The organism is Okeania sp. SIO3I5, assembly GCF_010672085.1.
Lineage (GTDB): Bacteria > Cyanobacteriota > Cyanobacteriia > Cyanobacteriales > Microcoleaceae > Trichodesmium.
In genome coordinates this window covers 5,996-14,545 of the sequence record NZ_JAAHHT010000218.1, presented here as the reverse complement: position 1 = coordinate 14,545, position 8,550 = coordinate 5,996, and the positions used below count along the sequence as shown (strand labels likewise).

General features: G+C 32.6%; 5 protein-coding genes. 1 reads left to right on the top strand and 4 read right to left on the bottom strand.

All coding sequences use genetic code 11. From position 1 onward, the window contains the following. Positions 1 to 517 precede the first annotated feature (517 nt). Positions 518 to 667, top strand: coding sequence for a hypothetical protein (locus F6K40_RS31615; protein WP_293141768.1), 150 nt, complete (start codon positions 518 to 520; stop codon positions 665 to 667). 71 nt (positions 668 to 738) lie between these two features. On the opposite strand, the gene F6K40_RS31610 is transcribed toward F6K40_RS31615, so the two are convergent. From F6K40_RS31610 to F6K40_RS31595, 4 genes are all read right to left on the bottom strand, one after another. Then, positions 739 to 3,204, bottom strand: a complete 2,466-nt coding sequence (locus F6K40_RS31610; protein ID WP_293141766.1) for a hybrid sensor histidine kinase/response regulator — start codon at positions 3,202 to 3,204, stop codon at positions 739 to 741. Between the two features lie 782 nt (positions 3,205 to 3,986). After that, positions 3,987 to 4,154 (bottom strand): hypothetical protein, encoded by a 168-nt coding sequence (locus F6K40_RS31605; RefSeq protein WP_293141764.1) that lies wholly within the window; start codon positions 4,152 to 4,154, stop codon positions 3,987 to 3,989. A gap of 27 nt (positions 4,155 to 4,181) precedes the next feature. Further along, entirely contained in the window at positions 4,182 to 6,068 is a 1,887-nt protein-coding gene (locus F6K40_RS31600; protein WP_293141763.1) for a methyl-accepting chemotaxis protein, read from the bottom strand. A 685-nt stretch (positions 6,069 to 6,753) separates the two neighbouring features. Then, positions 6,754 to 8,205, bottom strand: a complete 1,452-nt coding sequence (locus tag F6K40_RS31595; protein ID WP_293141761.1) for a HAMP domain-containing methyl-accepting chemotaxis protein — start codon at positions 8,203 to 8,205, stop codon at positions 6,754 to 6,756. Positions 8,206 to 8,550: the final 345 nt, after the last annotated feature.

Here is an 8,550-nt window from a genome sequence, read left to right as displayed (position 1 = left end):
CCCTAACTATTGGACAATAGATCAATGACATCTCAACCCATGGAAACAGAGCGATATAGCTGCTGCACTTGCTCCGCTCGCTGCAACCGAAAAGCTGGTACTTTTTCCAGATTTAAAATTACTCAAACCTTTATCTGCCAATACTTTTAGATTTAATCAACCAACCCCTAACTATTGGACAATAGCTCAATGACATCTTAACCCATGGAAACAGAGCGATATAGCTGCTGCACTTGCTCCGCTCGCTGCAACCGAAAAGCTGGTACTTTTTCCAGATTTAAAATTACTCAAACCTTTATCTGCCAATGCTTGGAGATTTAATCAGCAACCCCTAACTATTGGACAATAGATCAATGACATCTCAACCCATGGAAACAGAGCGATATAGCTGCTGCACTTGCTCCGCTCGCTGCAACCGAAAAGCTGGTACTTTTTCCAGATTTAAAATTACTCAAACCTTTATCTGCCAATGCTTGGAGATTTAATCAGCAACCCCTAACTATTGGACAATAGATCAATGACATCTCAACCCATGGAAACAGAGCGATATAGCTGCTGCACTTGCTCCGCTCGCTGCAACCGAAAAGCTGGTACTTTTTCAAGACTTAAAATTGCTCAAACCTTTATCTGTTTAATAAAAATGTTGGGTAGGGATGGTTCTTCCTAATTCCTCCTTTCAAAATAATGAGTTAATAACTCCTAGCTGATAGCTAATAGCTGATAGCTGATAGCTTACAATTAAACCAATCTTTTTAAAGTTTCTAAAAGAACTTCTTGATTAAAACTATCTTTAGTAATGTAAGCATTAGCTCCCACTTCCGCACCTTTTTGTTTATCTTCATTTGATGCTAAAGATGTTACTAAAATAATAGGCAATTCACTATAATTTTTATTTTCCCTGATTTTAGCAGTTAAACTCAAACCATCTAAATTAGGCATTTGTACATCAGAAATTACCGCATCAAACGAACGAGTTTGTAGTTTATTAAAAGCATCTAATCCATCGACGGCAGTAATAACTTCATAACCAGCACTTTCTAGAATTCTCTTCTCTTGGGTTCTAGTAGAAATAGAATCTTCCGCCAACAAAATTACAGATTTTTTATTAATTATTTCAACTTTTTCTAATTGATTATTTGAGTCCCGAATAAATTGGGGAATAGTAATAGAGATAGCTAATTTCCGCGCCGAATTGAATAAATCTTGAGGATTTAAAACCATACAAACATCACCAGTACCAAGAATAGTTGCACCACTAACATTTCTAACCCGTTTCAATAATTTACTTTGAGGCTTCAAGACAACATCTTGTTCATCAATTAAAGCATCAACAAACAGTCCTAATTGTTCATTTCCTACTTTTAAAATAATACAAGGTCTTTCCTGCTCATCAGTCATTTTTTCGCGATGACTAACTGAAACTTCTAGCAAATATGCTAGTCGAACAACTGATACTGGTTCATTATCAAAAATAATAGTATCTCTACCTTCAATAGTAAAAATTGATGCTATAGAAACCATTAAAGTTGTTTGAACATACTCAACTGGCAAAGCATAATAAGTATTTTCAATGGCTACAATTAATACACTTATTGTGGCGATAGAAGTGCTTAATACTATTCTGATAAAACATCCTTTTCTGCGTTGAGATTCTATTGAAATACTTCCTTTTAGTTCTTCTACATTTGTCTTAACTACATCTAAACCTATACCTCTACCAGAAACTTCAGTAACAAATTTTTTTGTCGAAAATCCAGGGTTAAAAATTAGAGATTGAATTTGTTTTTGTGTCATATAAGCTAATTCTGCTTGAGTACAAACACCCTGTTTTATTGCTGTTTTTATAATTTGCTCAATATCTAAACCTTGCCCGTCATCTATCACTTCAATTATTACATTAGTAGCAGTATTATATGCTCTTAATTTAATTGTAGCGACTTCTGGTTTACCCAATTTTTGACGTTTTTCAGGTGTTTCAATTCCATGATCTACAGCATTACGAATTATGTGCATTAAAGGATCTTTCATCTGTTCAATAATCCGCTTATCTGCTTTGGTTGCTCCACCTTCAATTATTAGTTCTACTTGCTTACTTTCTTGTCTTGCTAAATCTCTAACAACGCGGTAAAACATATTAAAAATAGTAGATAAAGGTAGCATTCGCATGGTGCGAACTCCCCCTTCTATTTCATTAGTAATTAAGTTGAGTTTAGCAACGTCTTCATGGATAGAATTTCTGAGATTATTAATTAATAATCCTAGCTTTTCTAGCTGTGATTCTGCTCGATGATGATAGCTTTGTAATTGTTTGATGGAGTAATCATTAATAGTAGTGCTATTACTAACATTTAGGTCGTGGATAACAAAGCGATTTTTAAATATATCTCGGCTCCATTCTTCCCACAAATTTGTGATTTCTTCAATTTCTGCTAATCGGTGAGCAAGTCGAATTTGGGTGACAGTTAATTCCCCGGTTTGAGTCATTAAAGAATCTAGATTGCGGGTGGGTACGCGGACTGTTTCTATATGGTAAGAGTTTGATGAAGTATGGGAAGATTCAATAGTGAAACTACTTTCATTTAACTCGGTTTTAGTAAGAGATAAAGTTGATTTAGGAGTCGGTTTTTCTGTATTCGTAGCAATTAGTTCATCAATGTTATTTGTCGGAGTATTTTCTACTGTTGTTTCTAGTTCTGGAGTTGGAAAAAATAAATCATTTTCATTAACTTTTTGTTCTTCTATTTTTTCTTCTATAGGAGTAGAAATAGTGGTACTTTCTTGAGAGATTGAATGTATTTTATTTTCCTGTTGTGATTGGGTATTAAAATTTTTAGCACCCATCAAATTTGCTAGTACATGAACAGTGTTTATACCCGATTGCTCTCCTGTTACTGCCTCCTGTACAAGTTTACGAATAGCATCTAATCCAACTGAAAAGCGATCGCTTATTTCTGGAGATATAATTTGTTCTCCTCGTTTAATTTCTCCTAATAAATGTTCTAGTTGATGAGCAAGTTGTGATACATCTCTAACTCCTAACATTCCAGCATCACCTTTTAAACTGTGAGCTTCTCGTAATAATTCTTCTAATTTTTCTAAGTCATCTGGATGTTTTTCTAAATATAAAAAACCTTCATCAAGTTTCTGGAGATGTTCTTCACTAGCAGTTTGAAATACCTCCCGGAGTTCAGCATCTTCGATCATAATTTACTCCTTAATAATTTAAGTAAAAAGTCATTTCAGTTATCAGTTATCAGTTAACAACTAAGTAGCTGTGCAAAATAAATTTCCTAGTTGAGAGAAGCAATAGGGAGTCAGTAGGATGTGTAATACCATTTCTCAAAAACTTTTCTACCCTTTCTTAAGCAGGGGAGTAGGAGAGCAGGTAGGAAGGTTGCATCCAACGTCCGTATGGGAGAAGTAAACATAATAATAATTAACATTATTCTTGGCTAAAATTAGCAAAAAAGTTATTTAGCTAGTGCTATACAATTTCTCTATCAAGTTGTGCTTAATAAAAGATATAAAGCTATCATTCATTAATGGATAATACCAATTTGATAAATGTTTGCTACAAATATCTCGTTTTTTTAAGGAGTAAGGAGGTAGGGACGTTCACATTAATGCTCAAGCAACGTCCGTACGGAGTAAGGAGTAAGAATAAATAGCTTATTGAATTCGTCAAAAAAACATCTCCTAAGCAAGTTTTTTGATCGCCCTTATTATTTGTAACATTCTTTTTTCACGCTTGGTATAATGGATAATTACCTCTCCCTAAAAGGGAGAGGATTGACTAAAAGGAAAAAATAAATTTTTTTCCCATTAAAAGGGGAAAACTTTTAAGATTAATTATTTAATTAAAAATGATTAATTATTCGGTAAAATTCAGGTTTGGGTAAGAATTATTAAGCGCATTGTTACAGAGAAATGGTATTAATTACTTAATAGCTGAAGTGTTGCCCAAGTATAGCATTAATGCAGGGGAATTAGTAGGTAGTCCTGCATAGTAATGGTGAAGATATATATTTTTTAATTTCTTCCCACACTCCCCACACCTCCCACACCTCCCACACTCCCCACACCTCCCACACTCCCCACACCTCCCACACTCCCCACACTCCCCACACCTCCCACACTCCCCACACCTCCCACACTCCCCACACTCCCCACACTATCCCCTATTAAACGATAGTTTTAAGTTTAAGTGCTGCTTCATAAAGTTCTTGGGTGCTAATTGTAACTTGGGAAATACCCTGAGCTGTTTCGGCAGTTCCATAGTTAAGATTATTCATAGATTCAATTACTTTTTGAATAGCAAATTTTTGTTGTTCAGTATTTTGATAAATTTGCTGGTTACTAGCAAATAAATGAGAGACAACCTCTGTTAAATTTTGAAAAGTATTTGCTGTTTCTTGTGCTGTTTTAACACCAGCATCTACTGTCATTTTTCCCTTATTTGTAACCTTAAGAGTAGAGTTAATTGCTGTTTGAATTTCTGGCACAATTCCATTAATTCTTTTTGCAGCTTCAGAACTTTTATCTGCTAATTTACGAATTTCTTTAGCCACAACAGCAAATCCAGCACCTTGCTCTCCAGCTCGTACAGCTTCTACTGCAGCATTTAGGGCTAAAATATTAGTTTGCATTGCTAAAGAACTTACTAAATTTGCTAAGGTATAAATATTACCAATTTGACTTGTTTGTTCACCAAGTTCCTGATTTTGATAAGTAATATTATCAACAGTTTCTCTCAAATTATGCATTTGTGCAAAAGTTTTTTCTACCATTTTACTTCCTTCTTCAGCTAAAGTTAAAGCTTGACTTGCTGCGATGGCAACTGATTCTGCTTGTTGAGATATTTCTTGAGAAGCTTTGCCTAAAGTAGTAAGATTATTATTAGTTTCATTAGCAACTAATGACTGTTCAGATGTAATCTTTTCTTGCTGATTCATTGTAGACAGTATATTATGGGAAAAATTCGAGACATTATTAATCATATTTCTGACTATTTTAGTTGTATTGATTATAGTCAACCATCCCATAGATATAAAAGTTGTTAGAGATAAAAATATAATTATAAAGGCGATAGTTTTAAATTGTTTGACGGGATAAAATACAATTTTTTTCGGTAAATCATAGACTATAACTAAAAAATTATTAGTATTGCTTTCTCCCAAAAAAATAGTGTTGTAACTAATCACACTATCCACACCATCAACAATATCGTTGTTACCGCTAGATAAAATTTGATTAGCTACTACCTCTGAATAATATTTCTGAATTTTTTCATCTGTATCTAATTCAAAACCCCATTCTCTTTGACGATCTGGATGATATAAATAATAACCATCTTGATTAAGAATAAAAGCTGTATCAGAATTACTTTGATTATCTTGTTTGACTTGTTCAAAAATACGCTCAACTAGCAAATTCCCAATAATAATTCCTTGAGGTTTTCCATCTGCTGAAAATATAGGACTTGCGTATCTAATTGTTGGTTTATAAGGAGTTTCAATTTTTCCCATTTCTTGATTAAGATTTATTGGGGAAACGTAGATTTCACCAAAACTTAGTTTCATAGTTTCTGTAAAATATTCTCTCTGTGCTTTATTTTGTAATTGCTCTTTAGGAATAGTTTTGATGGATTGACTATCAAAATCAACCCGTACCATTTCATTGCCATTTTCATCTAAATAACGTAACTGCATATAGTATGGTTTCGCTTCCATAAATGCCGTAAATATTACACTCAATCGTTCTACCCAAAGCTTGTAAGTAGAATTATCTTTTGGATCAATTCCCTTGTTATTTCTAGCTCTTACAATTCCTTGAATTGGAGGAACTTTACTGAGAAACAAAATATCATAACTAATATTATCTAAATAGCTAACTATATGTTCTGAACTATCATTTATTTTTTTGTTAAGGTTAGTTAAAGCTAAATTTTGCAAGGCATTTGTAGAAGTATTAATACCATATAAACCTACTATAGATACTGGAATAATTGTGCTTATAACCAGAATAATGATAATTTTATACTGTATTTTTTGAATAAACTTATTAACCATTTTTAGGAATAAAATTAATTTAATATCGCAATTCTATTTTATTTGTTTATAAAAATCTTACCGCTTTTAGGGAACAGTTAACAGGGAACAGGTAGGAATTTCAGCTTTTTTATCTACTTTTTGATTTGTCACAACCTATTTAGGACTGCTATAGGTGGTTCATTAATTGATAATGGATAATGAATAATTACCTCTAGTTAAAACTGCACTTAATTGAATATAAAGAAATCACTTGTTATTTTTTCAAGGGAATATTGGATATGGCGTAATCGAATATTCCCTTAAGAATAAAAAAATTCCTTTTAAGCCAATCCTTCTATTACAGAAGAGGTAATTATTAATTGTTAATTATTAATTATTAATTATTAATTATTGACTACAACCTACAGACTTTGCATGCAAAATTCCTACCGACTCCCTATTCCCTAAATTTTTTATTGTGGGTATTCTCAAGAGACAGAATATTACAGCATTTTTTAGGATAGTTAAGTACAGTTAAAAATTAATCTTTATTCGCTCTTCCATGTTCTCTAGATCGATAAAATTTGTACCTCATCAACTTGCAAACTTCTGTATCATATACCTAAGAAAAAATTGGTTAGGACAACTACTGATGATAAATCTTAGACTAGGAAATGTTTTTCTAACTGTTCCCTGTTCCCTGTTCCCTGTTCCCTATTCCCTACTATACTAGAGACTTTAACTCCGTACTAACTTCATTAAGTTTTTGAATTCCTTGTTTAGTTTCCCCTAAACCACTAGCTGTTTCTTGCGCTCCTTTATTCAATTCGTTCATCGCATCTACAACTTGTTTAATAGCGATCGCTTGCTGTTTAATATTAAGAGAAATTTGCTGATTATTTAAAACTACATTATTAATTGCATCCTTAACACCATTAAAAGCAGCAGTTGTTTGTCGAGCAGTTTTTACTCCTAATTCTACATTTTGTGTACCTGATTCTGTTGCCATAACTGTAGAATTAATTAATGCTTGAATATCAGCAACTAATGTATATATTTTTTCCGCAGACTTTCTACTTTCATCTGCTAATTTACGAATTTCACTAGCAACAACACCAAAACCTTTTCCATGTTCTCCCGCACGAACAGCTTCTACTGCAGCATTTAAAGCTAACATATTAGTTTGATTAGCTAAGTCACCAACAAGCTGAGAAATATTACCAATTTGATTTGTTTGTTCGCTTAAACGAGTAATTTGTTGAGCGATCGCCTCTACTTTTTCACTTAAATAACTCATCCCTTCTAAACTTTTATCTACAGCTTTTGTTCCCTCTTCAGCTAAACTTAAAGCTTGTGTTGCTGCTGTTGCTGCTGCTTCTGCTTGTTCTGCTGTTGCTTGAGAAGAAGCACCTAATTCATCCATAGTTATAGTAGTTTCATTTACAGAACTAGCTTGTTGAGCAGCAGTACGTTCTTGTTGATTTATTGTGGCAGAAATTCCTGTAGAAAAATGAACTATATTGTCAGTTACTTGATTAATTTTTTGACTAATATTACCTGTAGCTATTAATGCCACAATTACCGAAATAGCAATAAAAAGTATTGAACCTATACCCAGCAACCATAGCAATGTAATTAAATTATTTTTAGTTGCTTCTGTCTCTTTTTGAAGCAAAGATTTCTCTTCTATAATAAATTCTTCACTTACTTTTTCAAAACCATCTACAAGTTCTTTACCTTTATTAGACTTAAATAAAGTTATAGCTTCGTTAATTTTATTTTCTTTGATCAGATTTATTACCTGATTTGCAAAGGATTGAAAATCATTTTTTCCCTGAATCATTTTGTCTAAACGCGCTTTTTGTTCAGAAATCATAATTAATTCATTGACATAATTAATGTCTTGATCAAATGATTTTAATGCTTCATTATACTCTTCCAGAAATACTTCATTTCTAACTGCTATATAGCCACGAAAACTTCTCACCATTTTTTCTTCTTCTATAGCTATCTTATTCACACCTATAATTACATTTTGTACTCTTTCAACTTCTTTTAAAGTCTCAAATACTTGATTAGCAGTCCTATAAACTATTCCCGTTAATCCGAGGAATAAAACCATAGGCACTGTATATGCTAAAAATAAACGGCTTTTTAACTTCATATTTTCAAACATAATTTTTTTTTAGAGGGTAATAGTTTACAAAGTAGTGATACTTAGATAAAAGGTTAACTAGGGACTTAGATTATTATGTATTAAATCTTGAATTTAGGGGCTTTTATGTTCCCAGTTAAGTGTTCCCTATTCCCTTATTCAAGACTAAATCACTACATCTACAGGACTACCTTTTTAGAGTTATACAATAGACTTCTTGCAGAAGTCAGGGAATAGGAAATAGAGGGATGAAATTGTTGATTTCATATTTGGCAATTGATTTAATTAAAATTTGGGCAAGAGATATAATCTAGGAATAATAGTACCTCAAAAAATAGATTCAAATTTTAACTCAAACAAGTTCAA